The 22205-nt window shown below is 45.6% G+C and carries 17 protein-coding genes; 7 read left to right on the forward strand and 10 right to left on the reverse strand.

All coding sequences use genetic code 11. The features are described 5' to 3' along the window. Window positions 1-16: 16 nt before the first annotated feature. Window positions 17-886: a proline iminopeptidase-family hydrolase gene (locus Y696_RS05300; RefSeq protein WP_121509842.1), complete on the reverse strand. Its 870-nt coding sequence runs from the start codon at window positions 884-886 to the stop codon at window positions 17-19. 436 nt (window positions 887-1322) lie between these two features. Here Y696_RS05300 and Y696_RS05305 point away from each other — a divergent pair, with 436 nt between their 5' ends. From Y696_RS05305 to Y696_RS05340, 7 genes are all read left to right on the forward strand, one after another. Next, window positions 1323-2330, forward strand: coding sequence for a sugar ABC transporter substrate-binding protein (locus Y696_RS05305; RefSeq protein WP_121509843.1), 1008 nt, complete (start codon window positions 1323-1325; stop codon window positions 2328-2330). An 80-nt stretch (window positions 2331-2410) separates the two neighbouring features. Further along, entirely contained in the window at window positions 2411-3901 is a 1491-nt protein-coding gene (locus tag Y696_RS05310) for a sugar ABC transporter ATP-binding protein (protein ID WP_121509844.1), read from the forward strand. Window positions 3902-3924: 23 nt separating this feature from the next. Further along, a complete protein-coding gene (locus tag Y696_RS05315; protein ID WP_099772210.1) occupies window positions 3925-4950 on the forward strand; it encodes an ABC transporter permease in 1026 nt (341 codons plus the stop codon). Beyond that, the gene (locus Y696_RS05320; protein ID WP_121509845.1) at window positions 4947-5879 is read left to right on the forward strand and encodes a sugar phosphate isomerase/epimerase; all 933 of its coding nucleotides are present in this window, start codon (window positions 4947-4949) and stop codon (window positions 5877-5879) included. The genes Y696_RS05315 and Y696_RS05320 overlap by 4 nt, the downstream gene beginning before the upstream one ends. Before the next feature lie 15 nt (window positions 5880-5894). Beyond that, complete coding sequence (locus tag Y696_RS05325) at window positions 5895-6764, forward strand: sugar phosphate isomerase/epimerase (RefSeq protein WP_121509846.1); 870 nt, start codon at window positions 5895-5897, stop codon at window positions 6762-6764. Window positions 6765-8971: 2207 nt separating this feature from the next. Beyond that, entirely contained in the window at window positions 8972-9706 is a 735-nt protein-coding gene (locus tag Y696_RS05335) for a cytochrome c biogenesis CcdA family protein (RefSeq protein ID WP_099772214.1), read from the forward strand. Between the two features lie 3 nt (window positions 9707-9709). Continuing rightward, on the forward strand, window positions 9710-10384 hold the full coding sequence (locus Y696_RS05340) for a thioredoxin fold domain-containing protein (protein ID WP_099772215.1): 675 nt from the start codon (window positions 9710-9712) through the stop codon (window positions 10382-10384). On the opposite strand, the gene Y696_RS05345 is transcribed toward Y696_RS05340, so the two are convergent. The 9 genes from Y696_RS05345 to asnS form a co-directional block, all read right to left on the reverse strand. Beyond that, window positions 10368-10928, reverse strand: a complete 561-nt coding sequence (locus Y696_RS05345; protein ID WP_014730744.1) for a macro domain-containing protein — start codon at window positions 10926-10928, stop codon at window positions 10368-10370. The genes Y696_RS05340 and Y696_RS05345 overlap by 17 nt on opposite strands. Next, window positions 10925-12238 (reverse strand): replication-associated recombination protein A, encoded by a 1314-nt coding sequence (locus Y696_RS05350; RefSeq protein ID WP_099772216.1) that lies wholly within the window; start codon window positions 12236-12238, stop codon window positions 10925-10927. Before Y696_RS05350 ends, Y696_RS05345 begins: the two co-directional genes overlap by 4 nt. After that, a complete protein-coding gene (locus Y696_RS05355) occupies window positions 12201-13145 on the reverse strand; it encodes an SDR family oxidoreductase (RefSeq protein ID WP_121509848.1) in 945 nt (314 codons plus the stop codon). The genes Y696_RS05350 and Y696_RS05355 overlap by 38 nt, the downstream gene beginning before the upstream one ends. A gap of 9 nt (window positions 13146-13154) precedes the next feature. Then, complete coding sequence (locus tag Y696_RS05360; RefSeq protein ID WP_099772218.1) at window positions 13155-13772, reverse strand: uracil-DNA glycosylase family protein; 618 nt, start codon at window positions 13770-13772, stop codon at window positions 13155-13157. Window positions 13773-13783: 11 nt separating this feature from the next. After that, the gene (locus Y696_RS05365) at window positions 13784-18136 is read right to left on the reverse strand and encodes an LptF/LptG family permease (RefSeq protein WP_259459854.1); all 4353 of its coding nucleotides are present in this window, start codon (window positions 18134-18136) and stop codon (window positions 13784-13786) included. 9 nt (window positions 18137-18145) lie between these two features. Further along, window positions 18146-18847, reverse strand: coding sequence for a phosphate uptake regulator PhoU (locus Y696_RS05370; protein ID WP_099772220.1), 702 nt, complete (start codon window positions 18845-18847; stop codon window positions 18146-18148). Further along, window positions 18837-19655 (reverse strand): NAD(+)/NADH kinase, encoded by an 819-nt coding sequence (locus Y696_RS05375; protein WP_257211995.1) that lies wholly within the window; start codon window positions 19653-19655, stop codon window positions 18837-18839. The genes Y696_RS05370 and Y696_RS05375 overlap by 11 nt, the downstream gene beginning before the upstream one ends. Before the next feature lie 147 nt (window positions 19656-19802). Next, window positions 19803-20852, reverse strand: a complete 1050-nt coding sequence (ruvB, locus tag Y696_RS05380) for a Holliday junction branch migration DNA helicase RuvB (protein ID WP_099772222.1) — start codon at window positions 20850-20852, stop codon at window positions 19803-19805. A gap of 8 nt (window positions 20853-20860) precedes the next feature. Then, the gene (gene asnS, locus Y696_RS05385; RefSeq protein ID WP_121509850.1) at window positions 20861-22159 is read right to left on the reverse strand and encodes an asparagine--tRNA ligase; all 1299 of its coding nucleotides are present in this window, start codon (window positions 22157-22159) and stop codon (window positions 20861-20863) included. Window positions 22160-22205: the final 46 nt, after the last annotated feature.

Here is a 22205-nt window from a genome sequence, read left to right on the forward strand (position 1 = left end):
TAACAAAACTGTTTATCTAAGATCTCGATTCGACACCTTTGAGAAACCTACGAACGGCCTCGATGTATTCCTCGGCTTTCTCAAGATGGTGTTCGTGAGATGCGCCTTCGAAGATCTTCATAGTTACATTTGGAAATTTGCTGCTGTAGTATCTGGTCGTTTCCGGTGTAGCTTCATCGAATTCACCGCAAGTCAATAGGACGGGTACGGTAATGTTTTCGAGATGAGGTGTACAGTCGAAGTCTTTCAAAACGCCTGTTACTGTGAATTCGCTTGGCCCGTACATGTAGTTGTAGACCTCTTCCCCCATGCCGGCAACTGCTTCGTTCATACATTGAGGCCATGGCTCCACTCGACATACATATTTCCCATAGAACTCCGAAATTGCCGAGTGATAACTCTCTCCATTGAAGTTACCGATTGATTCGGCCCTTTTGATAGCGGATTGTGAATGATCAGACAAGGTCTCAACCAGTTTTCTAGCATCGCTTTCAAATCTCGTGATGCTCATTGCCGGTCCCGACAGAACAAGACTTTCGACGAAACTGGGGTACTTGAAGGAATATTCGCAGGCGAGAATAGTTCCCCAGGACTGGCCGAGAAGATGAATTGTCGAAAACCCTAACTCTTTTCTCAGACACTCGATTTCTTCCACGAAGCGATCAACTCTCCAGAGCGACCTATCCGATGGACGCTCTGATCTACCGCAACCCAGTTGGTCGTAGAAGACAACGGGCCTCTCATCTGAAAGCGCACTTATCGTCTCAAGGTAGTTGTGCGGAACACCCGGGCCACCATGAATCGTTATAACAGGTTTCATCTTACTGTATCTACCTTGCACTTCATACCAGATTCGTCCGCCAGGAACGGTTACATATCCTTCCACACCTTCGCCTCCTTGAAAGAAAAGTTCAGAACATTGCTCAGGATCAAACGCCAGTCGCGATTATTTGGTAATCCAGTACTCTCGAACTACAAAAGCACAACAAGCAGTGCTAAACACCGACATACAAGCCTATACTTCATGCATTCAATTTTCAAAAGAAGTATATCATCTGAGAGAAATCAATCTTCGAACTGAAGCGAAAAAGAAAAACGCTGAATAATTTCTTGCCGAAAACAAATAATATCTTCAGAAACAGTTCGAAATAACCAGAAAGAGAGACAATGAAACCAAAATTCGACTGAAGTCTTCCATAATCGTCTCAAGTCAAATGTGATGAGTCTATAATGGAATTTATCTGCAGCCCATGGAACTGTATAATTGTTTTGGTTTTCGATTCAGATTTCGCAACTCAGATTCAAAAAAGGGAGGAAGAACTATGAGACATGTAAGGCGTTCGGTTATGCTTCTGGTCATTCTTGCTATTGTCCTGGGAGGAGAAGCTCTTCTTGCAGGATTGACGTATGGTTATGTAACACCGGGACCGGACACTTGGTACCGGAAAGATGTTGAAGGCTTCGAGTATGCAGCAAGTCTAGTAGGCGCGCAGGTTGTTGTACTAAACTCCGACTACGATACAGAGAAAGAGATTACCAATATAAACACACTCATCAATATGGGTGTCGATGGAATGTGTGTTTTCTCTTTCAATCCTAACGGAGCTTTCATTGCTGCCAGGGAAGCCGCGAGAGCAGGAATACCTCTAGTTGTGACTGATAATGTGGGTCAGGTCCTCCAGTCAGATGATGATATTGTTGCGTGTATTGACTTCGACTGGGAAGGAATGGGAGTGAACATTGCAAACTACATTGCTGAGAATTACCCGGGCGAGAATATTGCGTGCATAATGGGTCTCTTCGAACACGTTCCGGTGCAAATGTTCAGAAACACTTTTGAAGCAAGGGTAAAAGAACTTGGCAAGAATGAAATCGTTGCAATCAGGGACGGGCAGTACACTCCAACGGTTGCAGTCGATCAGGCTCAGGATTTGATCGAGTCCGGCTATGAATTCTCTAACCTCTTTATCTTCAACGAGGAAATGGCCGCGGCAGTAGTTAGAATGCTAAAGACAAGAGGCCTTCTCAACAACCCGATCAGAGTAATAACCTCAAACGGGGCTCCGTACGGAATCGAGCTGATCAAAGAAGGAAGCATCGATTACTCGATCTCGACTTCACCGGGATGGGAAGGATTTGTTTCATTTCTCGCACTTCATGCATATACGCAGGGAGTGATAACGGATCTGAACCAGCAGATTCTCCTTCCAAATACGCCGATAACCCCCGAGACTATCGATGACAAGACAAAGGTAGTTCCATGGGATATCGACCCAGTCTGGATCGATCTGACAAGAGAGTATTTCCCGCAGTACAATTCACTCTATTAATTACGAAGATCAATAAGAGGGGATGAGAGTGGGAGCTCTTCATCCCCTTTCTGTTAATTCCATGGTAAAGGTGAGAAAATATGCAGAGTGAAGCGTTAGTGGAAATGGAAGATGTCACGAAAGTATACGGGATGCACAGAGCGCTTGATGAAGTGTCATTCGATCTCTTCCCGGGAGAAGTCCATTGCCTTGTCGGAGAAAACGGTGCCGGGAAATCAACATTGATTAAAATCCTCTCAGGAGCAATCTCGCCAGAGGCAGGCATCATCAAAATCGACGGCAAGGTAGTTGAAGAGCTAAACCCGCGTCAATCTATAGAAATGGGAATTGCTACAATATATCAGGATGCCGAACTTGTAGACTCCCTGACCGTTGCTGATAACGTCTATCTCGGTAATGAAATCACCGGAAGAATGCCTTTTGTAATCGACAGTAAAAGTCAGATGAAAAAAGTAAACGAGATCATAGCGGCGTTGAAAATGCATCTGCCAACTGGCGCTCTTGTTGAAGAACTCTCCGCCTCTCAGAAGCAGATGCTTCAAATAGTTAAGGCCCTGTATAGAGATGCAAGGGTTTTAATAATGGACGAACCAACCAGTTCCCTGGGAATGGATGAAACCAAGGCCCTAATGAATATTGTAAGGAATCTGAGAGAACGGGGAATCGGGATAATCTATATATCTCATTACCTTGAAGAGATCTTCGAAATCGGCGATAGAGTAACAGTTCTCAAGGATGGAAAGAGCATGGGAACCTCCTCGCTAGAAAGCGTAACTGTGGAAGAGATTATTAGAAAAATGGTTGGAAGGGACGCGTCGCTTTTCTATACTAGAAGAAAAGTCGATATTGGAGAAGTTTCACTAGAAGTTAAGAACATCAGCAGATGGGGAATCGTCAATGATGTGAGCTTCGATGTGCGAAAAGGAGAGGTATTCGGTATAGGTGGCCTTGTGGGATCGGGAAGAAGTGAACTCGTTAACATTCTTTTTGGAGCGGACAAAGCAGACTCAGGGGAGATTCTACTTAACGGGAAGAAGCTCAGAATCAGGTCTCCACAAGATGCTATAAGACAGGGAATCGCTCTCATAACTGAAGACAGGAAGAAGTTGGCAATGCTTGGAGGAAGGGATGTTGTGGAGAACACAGCCTTGGTGCATAGTGAGAATTTCAGAGGCTTCCTTCTCAATTTGAAGGAGGAGGAAGATGTAACGGATGAGATTGTCAACAAGCTTTCGGTTGCAGTCCAAGACAGATCGCAGAAGATTGAAGAGCTTTCGGGTGGAAATCAGCAGAAGGTGATTATTGGTCGCTGGTTGATAGACGATTCGGATGTCTACATATTTGATGAACCAACTAAGGGCGTTGATATTGGAGCAAGAGAGCAGATTTATGAATTGATTGTTGAGCTTGCAGAACGGGGCAAATGCATTATCATGATCTCCTCCGATATGCCCGAACTTCTGTCGATGAGTGACAGAATAGGTGTAATGAGAAACGGAAGAATGGTAGAGATCGTAAAGAACGATAATATTGAAGAAGAAGATATGATAAGGCGCTTCATAGGAGTTTAGATCTCGCAGGAGGAATAAAAAGAATGAGTAATAGCGACGTTTCATTTGAGGGAAGAAAGACTCTTACGAGAAAGAGAACCTCAATTCTGAAAAGCCAGTGGTTTTATCTTTTGGTTGCAGAAATTGTTATTGCTGTCATTACTGGATTGGTTAATCCAAGGTTTTTCTCAACGAGTAACATAATGAATGTTCTCGAACAGATAGCAGTTCTTGGCGTTGTTTCATCGGGAATGACGCTTCTGATAATCTCAGGGGAAATTGATATCTCCGTTGGAGCCAACATAGGGTTATCATCTGTAGTTATGGCAATGATTATAAAAGCCGGTCAGCCATATCTGATTGCCATAATTGCGGGCATTGCGCTAGCAGTTTTCAATAGCCTTTTGGTGGGAATAACTGCGAGAGCTTTCAAAGCGCCATCTTTTATTACTTCTCTTGCATTTATAAGCGTCTTCCAAGGAGTAGCTCTTGCAATAACCAAAGGTACCTTCCAGACAATCTATGGAAAATTCGAGTTCATTGGGACGTACAGGCTCTGGGAAATAGTTCCGTTGAGTTTTCTAATCAGTATAGCCGCCTACATCGTCATGCATTTCTTGCTTTCATACACAAAACTTGGAAGGCGCACTTATGCGGTTGGAAGCAATCCTTCAGCGGCATATCTTTCAGGTATTTCCGTCAACAAAGCCAAACTCAGCGCCTTTGCGTTGAATGGCTTGTTCATTGGAGTTGCTGCGATGGTTTTGCTTTCAAGAATTGGGGCGGCCCAACCTTCAACCGGCAGCGGTATTGAACTAAAGGCGATCGGCGCCGTTGTAATTGGGGGCACACCACTCGCAGGAGGTAAAGGTAGAATAATTGGAACGTTCTTCGGTGTGCTTCTCATGGGTATCATTTCGAACTCTTTGAATATGCTACGCGTTAACCCTTACTTCCAGACTGTGACTTTTGGCCTACTGATCATCGCATCGCTTGCGGTAAGCGTTCTGAGTTCTTACAGGAAGAAGGAAAAGATAAAACCTCATTCCCCTAAGGAGGAGAACCGATGAAGCCGCAAAACTTCATTGTGATTAATCGAGAAATCGAAAGACGCTTTGTTGAAGAAAAGAAGAAGAACCCCGATAGGTTCGAACGCAAGCTCTCACTCTCTTGGAGCATCTGGATGTTCGGCACCGAGCCGATTGAAGACTCTCTCAGGAGACTACAGAATAATGGTTTGGAGTATGTAGAGATAAAGGGTGATACATCAGTTCCTCGAGAGAGAATGAAACATGCCCTTGTGAGCTTCGGACTAAAAGTCTCTGGTGCATGCGGGATGTTTTCCCCTGAAAGGGATCTTTCAAGTCTAAATCCCGATTACCAGAAGAACGCCCTCGATTATATTCGAGAAGTCTCTCGCTACGTTTCAGATATTGGAGGTACCTACATGATAGTTGTTCCAGGAGCTGTTGGTAGGCCCAAAGCAGTTGACAATTTTGAAATGGAGAGAAGCGCGGCGGCTTTGAAGAAGTGTGCGATCATCTTCGAGGAGACTGGCGTAAAACCTGCGATCGAGCCAATAAGGTCGGCCGAAGTCAGTATAGTGCACACCATTGATGAGGCACTTGAATATCTTCGATTTGTAAACGAGCCCTCCATCGGCTTTCTCAATGGGGATGTCTACCACATGTTAAATGGCGAGCGGCACGTTGGCGAAGCCATTTTGAAGTGCGGAGAAAAACTTCTAAACCTTCACATCGCCGACAGTAACAGGGACGCCCCTGGAAAGGGGCAAATCGATATTGACACGGCCATCATGGCTGCCTATCTTGTGGGAATGAACCGAGAGGGTAGATTCATAACATTTGAGCCTCTTGGTCCTTATCCCGACCCCTACGTTCTCTCAACTGGGCCATGCGATGTCGATCTTATGGACAGGTTGGTTAGGGAATCTGTAGACTATTTCAGGGAACGTGAAGAAGTAGTACGTTCTCTTTGATCAGGAGGAATAAAAATGAAGATCGGATTTCATACAGACGCATTCAATTCTGCCGTGTTTAGTTTCGAGAAGGCACTTCAGTGGGCTCAGAAGAACGACGTTCACTATATTGAGCCGGGGATAATAGACGGTGTATCGTGGATTCACGGTCTCGGATACTTTCCACATATTTCTCTTTCAGAAGATCCTCTTAAGACAAAGCTGAAACTCCAAGAGTACGGTGTCCGCTTCTCGCAGATAGATTCCGCATTTCCTCTCTCTGGAAATGAGGGCTTCTACAACGGTGTTCCGTATGTTCTAAAATCGATCCCTTGGGCTAAACTGGCTGGCTGCGAAAACATTGCAACTACTGACGGGCTGAAGAAGCCGCTGGGATTCAGTGAAGATGAGGCTCTGGAGCTAATGAAGAGGGCCTACCGCATAATAGTTGAAACAGCGGAATTGTATGAAATAAACATTAACATCGAAGTACACGGCTACTTCACTACGAATCCGGATCTCCTTGATAAAATGCTTAACTTTGTTCAAAGCGATAGGCTCGGTTTGAACCTCGATACAGGGAACAGTTTCATTGCTGGTCAAGATCCGGTAGCCTTTTGCGGCAGATTCATAGACAAGATCAAACATGTACATATTAAGGATGTCTCGAAAGACCTCGCAGATGCCATGAGAGGAAAGGATACTGGAATCGGAATTAGTCACTCTGCAATCGGCGATGGAGTCAACGCCGATAACATTAAAACTATCATCGCCATGTTAAGGGATTACGGTTACAATGGAACTCTAAGTATGGAGTGCGAGGGTATGGGTGGACCACTGATTGAAAGATCACTTCGATGGTTGAGAAAAACACTTGAAGAGCTTGGCATAGAAGAAGAGAAGTGAAGCATCCCCCCGTTACATCTTGAAGGAGGGTGAGCCCGTCTCCTTGAATTCGTCTTTTATAGACGAAGAACCTAGATAGTTTTTCATTTTATTGCAAAGATGCAACTCTCTTTTAGAGAGCATTCAGTTACCTGTTTATCTATAATTCTACAATTATAACTTCTCAAATCTTAATTGCCTCAGTTTCTTACCAGATGGGGCTTCGTTACATGAAGTCCCGTCTGTTGTGATTTGGAGCTTTAGGAGTTCTCTTTTTGGGACTTCAGACTAGTTTCAATTCAACCAGCAGCAAACATTGTCAAAAACATTTCGATAATGGCCATCCCGGAACGATGTAGATCCAATTTCTTCCCTTCAACCACAGTCTCATAAACTGTAAAATCGGATTCCAGTCACATGCAAACGCCTCAGCTAAAAGTCTTATTAGAGCGTTTCCTGGTCATCAAACCAACCCGTCAAAGCTCCTGCAACATGAGATATTCTCATTTCTTTGAGCCTCCCCCAAAATGCATTTGGTTGAGGCTCCTGCTAAGGGCTACTTTTCGGAACTCCTTTTCAGGATCCTGCACAAAACCTTGCACTAAGAAACCGTTAAACGCCTGAGAGGAAAAACCGGCTGATCGTTGGGAAGAGCCATCCTTTGTCTTGTCCAAGATCGGGGACCCGTCCTAAGAGATTAAGGGCAGAAGCGATGCCTCCGGCAGGAGGCGAGACCAACTTCGTCAGAACGCCCTTCGGCCCCCAATGGTTGGACAAGAGGTCAGAGAATCACGGTTTTACGATCTGAATGGGAGCCTCATTGTTTAGTTCTTTGGATAAGATCAAAACCAAGATCCCGAAACAAGTTCGGGATGACAGTGTGTGGGACCTCCTGAAGGCGCTACTTGGATAACTGTCTCAGCATCATACGTGAAGATACGTAGACGGTGAGTTCTTTTCTTCTCGAGAAAGAACGCATTTGAGACGTTCGCTTCGCTCACGAGAAGAAGAGAATTCTCGCATATCTTCAATCTCTCTCTTTCTCTCTTTTTTTCTCTCCCCTTCTCGCTCTTTCGTGAAAAAAGAAGTCCTTTTTTTGCGTGACAAGTATCAAGTCAGGTTGACCGCCTAAGGGTACTGCGAATACATCATTTTTCGTCTGAACTTGGTTCAGCATCTAGGTCTTGAGAGCCGCTGTTCGCTGCAAAGAGCCGTCCTTTGTTGCCCGTCAAAGATCATGGACCCGTGTTTCGTCAAGACCCAGGATCCTGAAATGAATTCAGATGACAGCATAAGGCAATTTCGAATCCGGAAAATCCCGTCATCTGAACTTGGTTCAGAATCTTTCTCCTGAAGTTCTATCGAACCCGCTAACTGCAATCCATAGGCATGGTATTTCTAGGCCCGGATCCCGAAACAAGTTCGGGATGACAGAGTGAGGAACTTCCAAAAGCCAATGTCGAGATAACTTCCTCAGTTGCATTGAAACCCTGAATTGATTGCCGGTTCTCTTCACGAGACCCGAGACTCCATACTGGATACCCTGTTTTTTGGGCTCCGTAATCTCAACTTGTTTTAGAATCTTTCTCCTGAAGTTCTATCGAACCCGCTAACTGCAATCCATACCGATGGCTTACTAAAGCTTAGATCCTGAAATAAATTCAGGATGACACGTTAGGTAATTTCGAATACATAAGATTCCGTCATGAACTCGTTTTAGCATCACGATTTAAGAGCCGCCGGACGCTCAAGAACGAAGACCCGCTAATCGCTGGGAAGAGCCGTCGTTCGTTGCGGGTCAAAGATCATGGACGCGTCCTTCTTCATGACCAAAGACCGGGATTCTGACACGAGCTTCGTCAGAATAATGACATGTGGCGCTTTTTCAATAACCTGGACAGTCATCCCTTAGTCCTTCTAAATCCACTCACTTTGTCATCCCGTAGAGCCTGCCCTGAAAATTACCCGTTCAGGGATCCTTACGGGATCTCACCCTTCAAGACCCTATCCGTATCCACTGCGGAGAACGGTGGACGGTGGACGGATAACCGCTTTTCTGAATAAGTGGCATCTTTTCAGTTGCAATCGGACTTGCCAACAAATCAAGGCCACGTTTTTGCACTCCCTCACGTAAAATGGAATAGTGCTCTTCAAGCAAGCAGGAGTTCACAAAGACGTTATTTGCAGGCGCAAGGGAAATAGTTTATACTATACCCGGGAGGGGTAATATGAATGAATTGACCGCAGTAGCAACCGGAACTCTAGGTGTGTCACCAATGATAAGTCCAATCGTTACAACAAGCGTCACTTACGGTAGTGCCTTTCTGGGAGGTTTACTTTCTTTCTTCTCGCCCTGCATACTTCCTCTGATTCCAGTTTTCTTCGGTGTACTTATGGGTGGGGCGGCCGATGCAAAAGCTCGCTTTATCAGGGGAGTGTTCTTCACTCTTGGGATGTCTATCTTTTTCTTCATACTTGGTATAGGAGCGACCGGACTCGGAACCTTCATCAGGCAGAATGAAGTGCTGATGAACATAATATCTGGAGGTCTCTTCGTCCTGTTTGCTTTCCTGTATCTCTTTGAGATAGGCATGAAGGGAGTAAACTTGAACGTATGGAAATTTGGCGGTTCTGCTGTAAGCGGCTTCATACTTGGAGCAGTTCTTGGTCTCGTTTGGGTGCCTTGCGCCGGTCCGATCCTTGGTTCCATTCTGGTTCTTGCAGCCAATCAATCGGCAGTTGCCGAGGGCGGGCTTATGCTTCTTGTCTATTCGTTGGGTTTGAGTATACCCTTCCTGACGCTAAGCGGATTGGTGGCAAAGCTAACTTCAAAGCTCTCTTTTGGAGGAGAAAGCAAATGGAGAAAAGTGATCAGAGTATCTGTCTTCGCTGTTCTCCTAGCAGCCGGATTGTTGACAATGACAGGAAACCTTAACTTACTACAGTTTGCAACGGGAGGTTGATTTATGAAGAAAGTTGTTTTTCTACTAGTTTTACTTCTACCAGGAATAATATTCTCGTATGTTGGAATGCTAGATGATTTCGACACAGCGCTTAAACTAGCCAAGATAGAAGATAAGGAAGCTATCGTAATGTTCTCGGATACCAGCTGCGTTTACTGTGTGAAGTTTGTGAAGGAAACTCTCGCAGATGAAACCGTTCAGGATCTTCTGAAAGCAGGTTTCGTTTTCTCCCAGATATACAAAAGCAATCCGGGGAAGGCCTCTTATGTTGTCGGAGAGGAATGGAGAGAGATGTCATACGGTGAGCTCTATGCTTATTTTCAGATCAGGGGCACACCTACATTTTGGTTCTTCACAAGCGAAAACGCATTATTGACTAACCTGCCAGGTTACGTTCCCGCGAAGGACTTCACGACTATACTTCGGTTCCTTGGCGAGAGAGCGTACGAGACAACAACCTTTGAAGATTATCGAAGCAAAGAATCTACTTTCATGGGAGAACCGAAGATCGTGCGTGTAAGTGAAGAGGATTATAACTATGTTCTCCAGAACGACCCGATTGCCAGGGAATACAAGGATCAAGAGGTCGACAAATTCACGGTCTGGTTGACGAAAGATGAGTCGACTGCCGAATCCCTGCTGGAAGAGGGAGTCTTCAGAGTCATTCTATTGAACTGAAAAAATCGAGGGCAATTGACAGAAACTCGTCGTAAGCCTTTCTGTCGAGAAGGCACATTTTTATAAGCCTCAGAGATGAAGACTTGTTTTGCGAAAAGTGATCCATTACTGACTTTAGGAATTGCTCTGCGCAAATAGACACCGGAACACCAAAAATACCAGTTGAGATCGCCGGAGTGGCAAGTGTAACAGCAGTCATTTCGGCGGCTTTTTTTAGGACGTTTGCAAATGAACAGTAAAGCTTGGATTCAAGATCTAGTTCTCCGTACTGAGGACCAAAAACGTGAATTATCTTCTTTGCGAGCAGATTTCCAGCGCCCGTTACCGCGACTTCAGAGGTCTTCAGAGGGCCATTCTTTCTAACGTAGGCATCGCTCTCGAGCTGAATCTCTTTTCCTCCAGCCCTGACTAATGCTCCAGCAACACCCCCTCCATGCCTCAAATAACTATTTGCGGCATTGACGATTACGTCTACCTCCTGTTCCGTTATATCGGATATTTCGAGCTGAATGACTCTACCTTCTCTAAGAATGAAACTCTTCATTCTTCCTCCGGATAGTTCTTCATGCCCTTCCATAACGATCTGAGCCTTTCAAAAAGGAATTTCTCTTTGCCACTGTTTCCTGGAACATAGAATACTTCCTCCTTTATCGGTTCCGGCAGATAATACTCACGGGAAAACCCTCCGGAGTTGTGCGGATAATTGTAGCCTTTACCATAGCCCAACTCCTTCATCATCTTAGTAACTGGATTTCTTAGTTTTAGAGGGATTTCTAGATTCGGGGTAGTCTTTACCTTTTCTTGTGCCTTCACCATCGCCAAATAGGTTCTGTTGCTTTTGGTTGCGACTGAAAGATAGATTGCCGCTTCAGATAGGTTCAGAATGCATTCAGGCAAGCCGACGTTATTCACTGCCTGAAAGGCCGCGTTTGCTATCACCAGGGCCATGGGATCGGAGAGGCCAATATCTTCTGAGGAGAAGATCACCATTCTTCTGGCGATGAACTTAGGATCCTCACCGCCCTCTAGCATCCTTAACATGTAGTACAGAGCCGCATCGGGATCGCTTCCCCTAAGGCTCTTGATGAATGCAGAGACGATGTCATAATGCTCTTCGCCCTTCTTTGTATAACGACCCGCAGGCAGGACAGACAGTTCATTCATGACTTCAAGGTCGAGAACGGGTTTGTCTAGAGCAGCGGCACTCTCGACAAGGGTATCGAGAAGATTGAGGGCAATTCTTGCATCTCCACCACTACTTTGCGCGATTACTTCAATTACCTCCCCGTCAACAGTAACTCCGGACTTCTTGAGGATAAGATCCTTTTCCAATGCCTTATTTAGAAGCGCCGAAATGTCTGAGTCCTTCAAACCCTTAAGAATCACCAGCCTACAGCGAGATAGAAGGGCGGGATTGACTTCGAAGCTGGGATTTTCTGTAGTCGCTCCAATGAGGATAATGATTCCCTTTTCAGTTACGGGAAGAAAGACATCCTGCTGGCTCTTGTTAAGTCGATGAATCTCGTCAACAAAAAGCACCAGCTGTTGCCCAACTCTCTTCAGTCTCTCCCCATGGGCAAAATGCTTCTTAAGATCTGCCGTTCCCTGTAGACTTGCGCTGAAAAACTCGAAATGATAATCGTTTCCCAGCTTCGATCTGATGATTTCGCCTATCGTTGTTTTTCCCGTGCCAGGAGGCCCATACAGGATCATTGAAAAGAGCTTGCCGCTGTCGACTGCTCCGCGGATTATTCCCTTTTTTCCCGTCAAATGCTCCTGACCTACAATGTCGTCGAACTCTTTCGGTCTCAGTCTCTCACTGAGAGGAGTCCAGTCCGTTTCTGAAATACTCAATTGTCTCCTTAAGCCCCCTTTCAAGCTGAGTAGAAGGTTCCCATCCAAGCAAGGATCTCGACCTTTCTATGTTGAGAATTGATTTCTTAACATCACCCGGTCGTGGTTCCTTGTGCACGGCTTCTCTTGAATAACCGGCGATCGGCTTCATTATGTCAAACAACTCGTTTACCGATGTGCCAATTCCGGTTCCGATGTTTATCACAGTGTTTTCGCATTTCTCGATCGCCAGAAGATTCGCCCTTGCAACGTCGCCAACGTACACATAATCTCTAACGCATTCTCCATCCCCGAAGATTACGACCTCTTGATTACGGAGCATTTTCTCTGAGAAAATTGCTATGACTCCGGCCTCTCCGTAGGGATCCTGACGGGGCCCATATACATTTGCGTATCTCAAAGCAGTGTATTTGATGCCAAACTCACTCGAAAAGAATCTGAGATAGTTCTCCGTTGCGTACTTTGCAATTCCATACGGTGATAAGGGTTTCGGCAGTTCCTCTTCATCTGTAGGGATCCTTTTCACATCGTCACCGTAAATCGCTCCACCAGTTGAAGAGAAGATCACTTTTTTCACACCGTATTTTGCCGCGATTTTCAGAAGCCTCAAAGAACCGATGATATTTACCATCGCATCTTCTTCAGGCTCTCTCACAGATCTAGAGACGCTTATTTGAGCTGCGAGATGAAAGAGAACTGTAGGCTTGTGAAGCATAAATACCCTTTCCATCATCTCCTGATCGGTGATGTCCTGCTCGTAAAAAAGCGCCCTGGGATCAAGGTTCTCTATCTTACCGCTCGAAAGATTGTCTACTACGACTGGTACTTTTCCAGATGAAATCAGGTGATCAACGATATGCGAGCCAATGAATCCCGCTCCTCCAGTAACTAGGTAATTTTCTGCCATTCTATCCTCCTAAATGTCAATATTTTTGCCAGAGAGTAATTGATCGTACATCTTTCTAACATTTTGAATGTCCTCCCAGGTAAGGCTTTTTGGTGATCCAGGAGCCCTCGATGCATTTCTGAGAAGATAACTAGGGTGAAACATAGCAAAGACCTTAATTCCGCCGATCCAGTCGAAAATGCGTCCCCTGACCTTTGTTATCTGAATTCCCTCTTCATTCACAAAATATGAAAGTGCCGTGGCTCCGAGGGCAACGATAAGCTTCGGCCTTATTATTGCTAGTTGAGAGAGCAAGTATGGCGAACAGGCTCTCTGTTCCTCCGCAGTCGGAACTCTGTTCTTAGGAGGTCTGCACTTTACGATATTTGTTATGAAAATGTCTTCTCTCGAAAGTTTCACTGACTCCAGAATCTTTGTTAGCAACTCACCGGCTCTGCCGACAAAGGGCCTGCCTGAAGCATCTTCATCGGCCCCGGGACCTTCACCCACAAAAACAACGGGAGTCTCAATTGAACCTTCACCGGGAACTGTGTTGGTTCTCGATGAGCTCAAAGGACATAGACTACAGTCACTTATCTTTGAATTGAGTTCCAGAAGAAGCTCTTTCCTCTTTACATAGTCAGTCAACAGTTTTCACCTCAGAATCTGAACCTGAAGAACGGAGCGCCCTTGTAAAGGCCAATCACGAAGTATCTATCCTTCAGTTCCTTTATGTAGTATTTTAGTGCGATACTTTCGACTGTATCCTGAATAGTTGTGACATCACTGCCAAAGCTTAATCTCAAGATAAACTCCAGTGCCATACAGTGGAGATCAAAGTACATCGGAGAGAGCTTGGCTATCGACTCGTCCCACATCGAGATGTCCCCCGTATATGTACCAATTTCGACAAAGCTTCTCTTCCCACTCCCGTCAATTCCCAGTGAGAGCCTGTTCAGGACGCCTGGGGTATCTGAAATCGAACCCATAGGAAAGTAAAGCTCATTAATGTGCATTGTGAAGTACAGATCCTCGCTCTTTCTAAGCTCCATCGACAGTCCGAATTCATCAAACTCAGCGTTGGTCCCACCCAACAGAGGCTTGTTCCCGAGCTTCACGTTTGATATTCCAAAGGAATAGGCGGTATCGCCGGTCTCCGATGCCGTTGAAGTTGCAATGAAATACTCTCCTACAGATAGTGAGGAAACTGACAGCCTGGTTGACTGCCACAACAGGAATTGTGCCTGCGTTTCAGACTTTGTGAAGTACTTCTCCGGATACTTGTATTTCGAGTCGAACTCAGAAAAACCCGTAGTGATGAAGTCAATCGAAGCATTTTTCCATGAAACCTCGCCTATCGAGAGATCGTTGACCTCTATTTTTAGTCGATCATAGATCTTTCTCGAACCGAACAGATAGGGATATCTGAACTTGACGCCGAGTTCGGCAAAGTCCTTTACTTTAATTGAGGAGCCAAAAACAAGATCTTTCAGCATCCTTTCATCGTCCGCTACGCTTGGTGAGGCGTCGAAAGTCCAGTCAAGAGTGAATTGAAAGCTGGTCTCAGTGGCGACTTTGATTGTCAACCTCTCCTTGTTGACAAAGTCGTCAAGCTTGTCGCCGGTCTGCCAGTAAACCTTGCTTTCCGTACTGTGAGAAAAGACCTCGGAATCAAATGTGACCGAGTATGATGTCTCGGATGCCTGTGAAGTGACAGGCATAAAAACAGTCTCGGCCTTTTGACCTAGAGTCACTTCCCAGAACGCGAATTCAACCTCAGTAGTAAGAATTCCCTTGCCGAGCCAGTTCATCTCTGTTGGACTTGCCACTAGTTCTTCGTAATCCAATTCCAAGGTATAGTCAGCCTTAACGATCTCCGAGTCGATACCGGTCAACAGTTTTCCTGGATGATCGAGCCTCCATTCCTTCTTTATAAAATCATAGGTAAGAACGGGGTTGTACTGAAGGCCAACATAGTACCAATCGAAAGGTCTAAAGGTAACCTCGTTCTTGAGAGTGACGGGAATTTCGTTTTTGGTTAGTTCCCAACCCTCTTCCGAGTCATATATGAAACCAACTTCATAAGCTGGCTCTAGGATTACATCCACCGAAAGCAATCCCCATTCGCCTTTATAAAGCTCAATATCCTTATACACACGAAGCTTCTTTCCTTCAATCTTAAATGACTTGTCGTATCTAGATTCAAAATAGAACTTAAGTTCTACCGAGACAAAGCCGTCATAAAGAATGTCGAAAGGATCTATCCAGAAAAGCTTATCTTTGTTCTTCTCATGGAGCGAATCGAAATCCAGTGCATATCTGCCGTTTACCTTCAGTTTCCCGTCATCGGAGGCATATGTCAAGTAGTTTCTTCCAATTCCTTTGTTGTCAGAGGGCATTGTGATATTGAGTTCAGTAGTTGAAGCATCAAATGTGCTCTTGATATCACCGCCAATCTTCAGGTTGCCAGCAGTGAAGAGGTATTTGTTCACCTCCAGCACGAAATCCTCCATGTTCGAGGGGTCGAATAGTTCCGTTACCGTTGCCGCATTTGAGGCCAAGGTGAAGTTCAGTGAATCTACCGAAGCGTCGGCACCAAAAAGGGAGCTTTTCGTCTTCAAAACCGAGGCCTTGGTCCTCAAAGAGTACAGCACCTCATTATTCACATATCTCTGACCGAAAAGGCCGTTTACATTGAACTCCGATGTGCTTAACTTGAAGAAACCTGCATCAATACCACCATCGGATGGTACGGTGAGGTTTTGAAGATTCACCATCCAAAGGTTCTCTTCATCGTATCTTGCGAAGGCTCCAATTACGTCGAGTTCAAGCTCCCAGTCCTGAGGCGAAAGAAGCTGAACATATGCTAACTGCATCTCCGTCGCATTCAGTGATTCCTTTACCGCAAACGGATCGAGCTGAGTCACTTTGTTCTCTGAGGTGGTTTCACCAAGATTGATTCCACTGAAGGGAGTTTGAAGTTCCATTAACGAAGGACCACTAAGATAGAGGGCTCCTCCCTGAATCCTCAGCCAGTCGAAAGCGGGTTTTAGCAAAACGTACGCTCCGTAACTTGTTTCCTTCTGCTGTCCAAACTGCCCGAACAGTTCCAAATCACCCAAGGGTGTGAATAAGACAGCCTTCGCCGTGAATGCATCTTCGGTGGAAATCCAGTGTCTGTACCACGTTCCCTGTAGGAGTAACCAGTCCAGTTCTAGATACCGTAAAGTTATTCTTGTTTCGGCTTCGGTAATGCCGCTAAGGTCAACGTCGAAAGGCCTTCGTTCCGGGTCGTCTAGAGGGAAGTAATAAGCTGGAAGATAGAATACAGGAACATTGCCGATATACATGAGCATGTTCTGCACTGACATTCCCTTGCCAGGTGTAATTACGGCGGAGGAGACTCTGAAGCGGTAATGAGGGTGGGTCTTGTCACATGTAGTTACATATCCTTCTCCAATATTAAAGGTAGGAGATGCTTCCATAGTCGACTGCACATAATCACCGAAGACATAAAACGGTACCTTCGAACCGGTTTTTGAAGTATCGCCTCTGGCGGCCGGAACCTCAAGTTCCGTTCTTGAGTAAACCTGCATACTTTCGACGCGCTCATTTGTCAAGTCTAGAATCAGCCTGTCCGAGAGAATAGTGGTCTCATCACTGAGCATCTTCACGTTTCCCCAGAAGGAGATCGATTCCGGAGTGGAATCCACATTTAGTATCGAAGCATTGGAGGCTTCAATCGTAGCGTTCATGGTCTCGCTGAAATACTCTACCTTGACTCCACCACCAAGCAGTATCTCCCTGCCACTCTTGGTTCCGGCAATTGTGCCTCCGACGATCTTCACATTAGATCCTTCGAGGAGACCGGGAACGAGAAGAAGAAGAACAATTGCCGATACTTTCATTATTCTTGTAAACAGCTCCGATAATCTATAACTGGCTTTAGTATCGATGAGGCAGTATATTATCACACCAAGCATAGAAAATATAATATTTGGTATCCATGGTGCCAGAGATGGGTTTATAAGGTTCTCCTTTCCCATTCCACTCAACCAGGCTCCCGATCCCTGATAGATGACGACCAGAAGAAAAGTAAGTATTACAGACCAGGATTTTGACTGAAGATTGAACATCAACGAGATCGGAACGCCAAGAAGAACAATTACGAGAGGAGCGATGGACATCGAGTACTTCTCTTGCAGAGCGACCTCGAGCGAGGAGGTATTGATCCCCGTATTCTTGAAGGCTTCGATATCATCCCTCAGTTCTTTACTTGTCTTTTCCTTTGGAGATTTGAAGCTGGCCAGATAACGTTCGATATCTTCATCTATTTCGAACTCGGCAGTGCCGAACTGCATCTCAACGTCGAGAAAGCCCGATTCGTCTGTCTGATAGATATTAGCTTTGCTCAAAATCCATTTGTTCGAAGAGATTACTGCGCTTTCCGCCGTTGTAAGCGTAACTTGACCCCTCGAAACTTCATAAATGGAGACGTTCTTGAGCTCCTTCGTCTCCTGATCGATTCTCCTCACGTAGATCATTCTTCCCTGGCTGTCCCGCATAAATACGTTTTCTTTGAGAGTAACTTCCGGTTGCTTGTAGACGAATCTCGCCATCGCCTCATTTGCCTTTGTCGAAGCTGTCGGTACGAGATAGTCGTTCAAGAGATAAGCAAAGCCACTGAAAATAATACCTATGAGAAGAAAGGGTATAACCAACCTCTTCAAGGATATGCCGTGGGTTTGAAGGGCAATCAGTTCATTGTCTGAGCGCATTCTTGAAAGTACCCAGAATATCGCTAGGAGTATTCCCACTGGAATTCCCAGGACAATAAACTCGGGAAGATTGTAATAAATAAGTAGAAAGAGTTTATCGATTCCAACCTTGTATCTTATGATCATATCTGAGAGATAGTAAAGCAGCTCCAAACTTACGAAGATTATGAACCCCGCGAGACCAACAAATATCGAACCCAATGCTTGAGCTCCTATATACTTTATAAGAGTCATCAAGAAGAATCACCCCTCATCATTCTGGGTTTCAAAATCCACAGGTTTGAAATCGTCGTTAACACATCTATAGTGTCTTCCGCTTTCTATGTAAACTGCCGCTTCCATCAATTCCGTTGAAAGATCGGCAATCTCTTCCAGTGCACAGAAAATCATCATAAGGTCAAACGCCCTACCAACAACCGAAGGCGATTGCTCACAATAACGAATCAGATCAGACTTCACCTCTTCTTGCATTCGATCAATAGCGTCATCGCTCTTACAGAGCCTCTCTGCTTCAGACAGAGATGGTTCAACGAGATTGTCTATTGCTCCCTTAGTCATAATCGAGACAGACTCAAACATAGACTTCATCTTGTCGTAGTATCCGATAGGCGGTCTCTTCGAAAGTGAAAGACTTGTCTCGCAAATGAAGACACACTTATCACCTATTCTCTCCAGGGCACTGACAATATTCATTGAGAGCGTCAAAAACCTCAGCTCTTTGCCAGTTGGAGTCAGTATACCCGTTAGACCAATTATCATTGCCTGCAGCTCCACCTGATGGTAATCTATCACAGAATCGGAATAAATCACATCTCTAGCCTGGTGTTCATTTCGCTCTAGTACTGCGACCATTGTCTTGTTGAAGATGCTCTGGACATATCTGGCCATTCTCAAGATCTCAATTCTCAAATTACCTATTCTTTCAAGGCCTACTTTAGATATCATCCTTAAGCCGACCTCCAAAAGCGAGCCTTCTCTTGAGCAAAGCAACGAAATCAAAGCTTCCTTCCCTGAGAAGAGTCACCTTTCTATCTGAGAGTGAAACTTCAATGGTATCCCCGGTCCTCAGTTCAGAGACGAGCTCCCCATCCACATAGGCTTCTAGAGGAAAACCCTTGTCTTGTTTCACTTCCATTCTCACTTTTCTAGAGGCGCCTATGACTATCGATCCAACGAAGGGATTATGGGGGCATATTGGCGTTATCTGGAAGCAATTGGCCTCGGGGTCAACAAGTGCGCCGCCCGCCGCCATCGTATAAGCAGTGGAGCCCGTATTTGTAGCAAAGATTATTCCATCGCCTACGACTTGGTAGCTGCTTTGCCCTGATATTTCTACTGATAAGGAGACCGTCCTGCTTGGTGTTGAACGCTCGACGACGCAATCGTTGAGAGCATATCTTACGGTTCCATCCAGGCTTATCTCCATTACATTTCTATCGACACCATCGAGTTTTCCCTCCTGCAAAAGGTCGAGGGCCGTATGCAGCATGCTGAGTTCAAAGGCAGCGAGGAATCCGACACTACCAACTCTGAAGCTCATGATGGGAAGATTGTTGAGAACAGCCATCTGTACTGCCTCGAGGACCGTTCCGTCTCCCCCGAATGTAAGGATGACATCCTGCTCCTGAACGGAACAGGAAGCACGATCTTCACAGAAGGAAGTATCGATCTTATGTAATTCTATCTCTCTTGAAAGCCAGTCAAGCATCTCGGCGGAGATTCTGGTTCTGTTGTAGAACACTGCAGCCTTCATAACTCTCACCCCGCGGTAAATGAAGGAAAACTTTCTCCTAAGCAAACTCTGAAAAGGCTCTTATAAAATAAAAGATTATCCAGCAAAAATGGCCTTGTCGACTTACAGGTTCCGATATTGATGGGCCTGTCCGAAGAAACAGCCATCTTATTCCTCTACCTCTTCTCTATGATCAGCGTAGTTCCAGAGCGGAGTATTTCTTCCCTCAAGGGGGAGGCCGAGGTGCCTGTATGCCTTTTCCGTAACCATCCTTCCCCGACTTGTCCTTACGAGGAATCCACTCTGAAGTAAGAATGGTTCATATACTTCGCTTATTGTTTCCGGCTCGATTCCTAGCGAAGCGGCAATGGCCTTTACACCGGCAGGTCCGCCGTTATAGCTTTCGATGAGAATCGATAAGAGTTTTTTGTCCATTGAATCGAGTCCTTCCGAATCTATTGAAAGCAGAGTCATTGCCGATTCAACGGTCTCCATGGTGATCTCGCTTTCACCTTCAACGGTGACGATGTCTCTTACTCTCCTTAACAACCTATTTGCGATTCTTGGGGTACCTCGCGACCTTCTTGCGAGCAGAAGGGCTGCATCGTCCCGAATCGAAGTCCCCAAAAGGGCAGCAGAGCGTAGAATAATCTGCTTGAGATCCCTGTCCGGATAGAACTCCATTTCGAGGATCATACCGAACCTATTTCGAAGAGGAGCCCCTATGAAGCCGCTTCTCGTAGTTGCACCAACCAGAGTGAAGGGATTCAGATCGAGACGTATAGATCTCGCGCTTGGTCCCTTACCTATCATTATGTCAAGTTGAAAATCCTCCATAGCCGAATACAGTATCTCTTCAACGCTTCTATTCAGTCTGTGAATTTCATCTATGAAAAGCACATCGTCTCGCTCCAGGCCGGTTAGAATTGCGGCCAGATCTCCTTGCTTCTCTATTACAGGTCCTGAAGTAACATATATCTCAGATCCCAGCTCGTTAGCGATTATATGAGCAAGAGTAGTCTTTCCCAGTCCCGGAGGGCCGGCCAGCAGTGTGTGGTCAAGGGCTTCACGCCGTACCTTTGCAGCCTCGATCGCTACTCGAAGCCTTTGCCTTATCTGGTTCTGACCAATATACTCCTGTAGAGTCTTAGGTCTAAGACTCTTGATCGAATTATCCTCTTGCACCTCGCCGGGCGTAAGGAAGCGTTCTTCTCCCATATAACCTCCTAAGGATGAATCCTGTAGAGCGTTCTTGCAAAGGGTATCGCTTCTCTGATGTGTTCAAGACCTGCAATCCATGCAACAATTCTTTCGATTCCCATACCGAAACCGCTATGTGGAACCGTACCGTAGTCTCGCAGGTCGAGATACCAGTCGTATGATTCGACGTCGAGACCATACTCCTGTATTCTTTCGACAAGCAAGTCGCGGTCGTGAATTCTCTCAGAAGCCCCAATTATCTCTCCATAGCCTTCTGGGGCCAGCATGTCATCACATAGGACTACTTCCGGTCTCTCGGGATCGGGCTGCATGTAGAAGGCTTTCATCATTCTTGGGTACCGTTCGACAACGACCGGTTTTTCGAACTCAGTTGCAATTGCCGTTTCTTCATCGCCTCCGATGTCGTCTCCCCATTTGATATCGAACCCCTTCTTTACCAGAAGCTTTATTGCCTCGTCATAGGTTATTCTAGGGAATGGAGTCTCGATCTTCTCTAGTCTCGACGTATCTCGTCCAACAGAGCGAAGATACTCTCCTGCTCTTTCGAGAGTTTTCTTAACGACATAGGTGACGAGATCCTCCTGAAGCCTGATATTATCGTCGTGTCCGTAATACGCGACTTCTGCTTCGTTCATCCAGAACTCTATGAGATGTCTTCTTGTCTTTGATTTTTCGGCTCTGAAGGTTGGTCCGAGATTATAAACCTTTCCAAGAGCCATAGCAGCCGCTTCAAGGTAAAGCTGTCCAGTCTGAGCTAGATATGCCTTTCCGTAATCGAAGTAGTCGATTTCGAATGTGTTCCCGGCGCTTTCTCCAATCGAGCCGGTGAATATCGGGGTGTCTACCAGGACAAAGCCTCGATCATTGTAGAACTCTCTGACGGCACGTATTATCTCATGACGAATCTTAAGAACATGGGTCTGTCGCTGAGTCCTCAGCCAAAGATGCCTGTTGTCCATAAGAAAATCGATCGAGTGGTCAGGCTTGTTAATCGGAAAGTCCTTTTCAGGGATCTGAATAATTTCTAGGTCCTCGACCAGTACTTCAACTCCGCCAGGAGCTCTTTCCTCGGCCTTTACAAGACCGGTGACTATAAGGCTTGACTCCATTTTCAAGGAGGCCGCAACCTGAAAGACGCTCTCGGGCACGCTTGACTTCTCTACGATTGCCTGAACGAATCCGGAACCATCCCTCAAGAAGAGGAACTGGATCTTCCCACTCGATCTTCTTCTTCTCAGCCAACCCCTGATCTGTACGTGTTCATTTATATGTTTACCTAGTGAAGAAATCTCTGCGACTTTCATAAGCACCTCCAGCAACAACTCGTCAGCTTCAATTATAGCAAAAACC

This window comes from Mesotoga sp. H07pep.5.4, assembly GCF_003664935.1.
In the GTDB taxonomy this organism is placed as follows: Bacteria; Thermotogota; Thermotogae; order Petrotogales; family Kosmotogaceae; genus Mesotoga; species Mesotoga prima.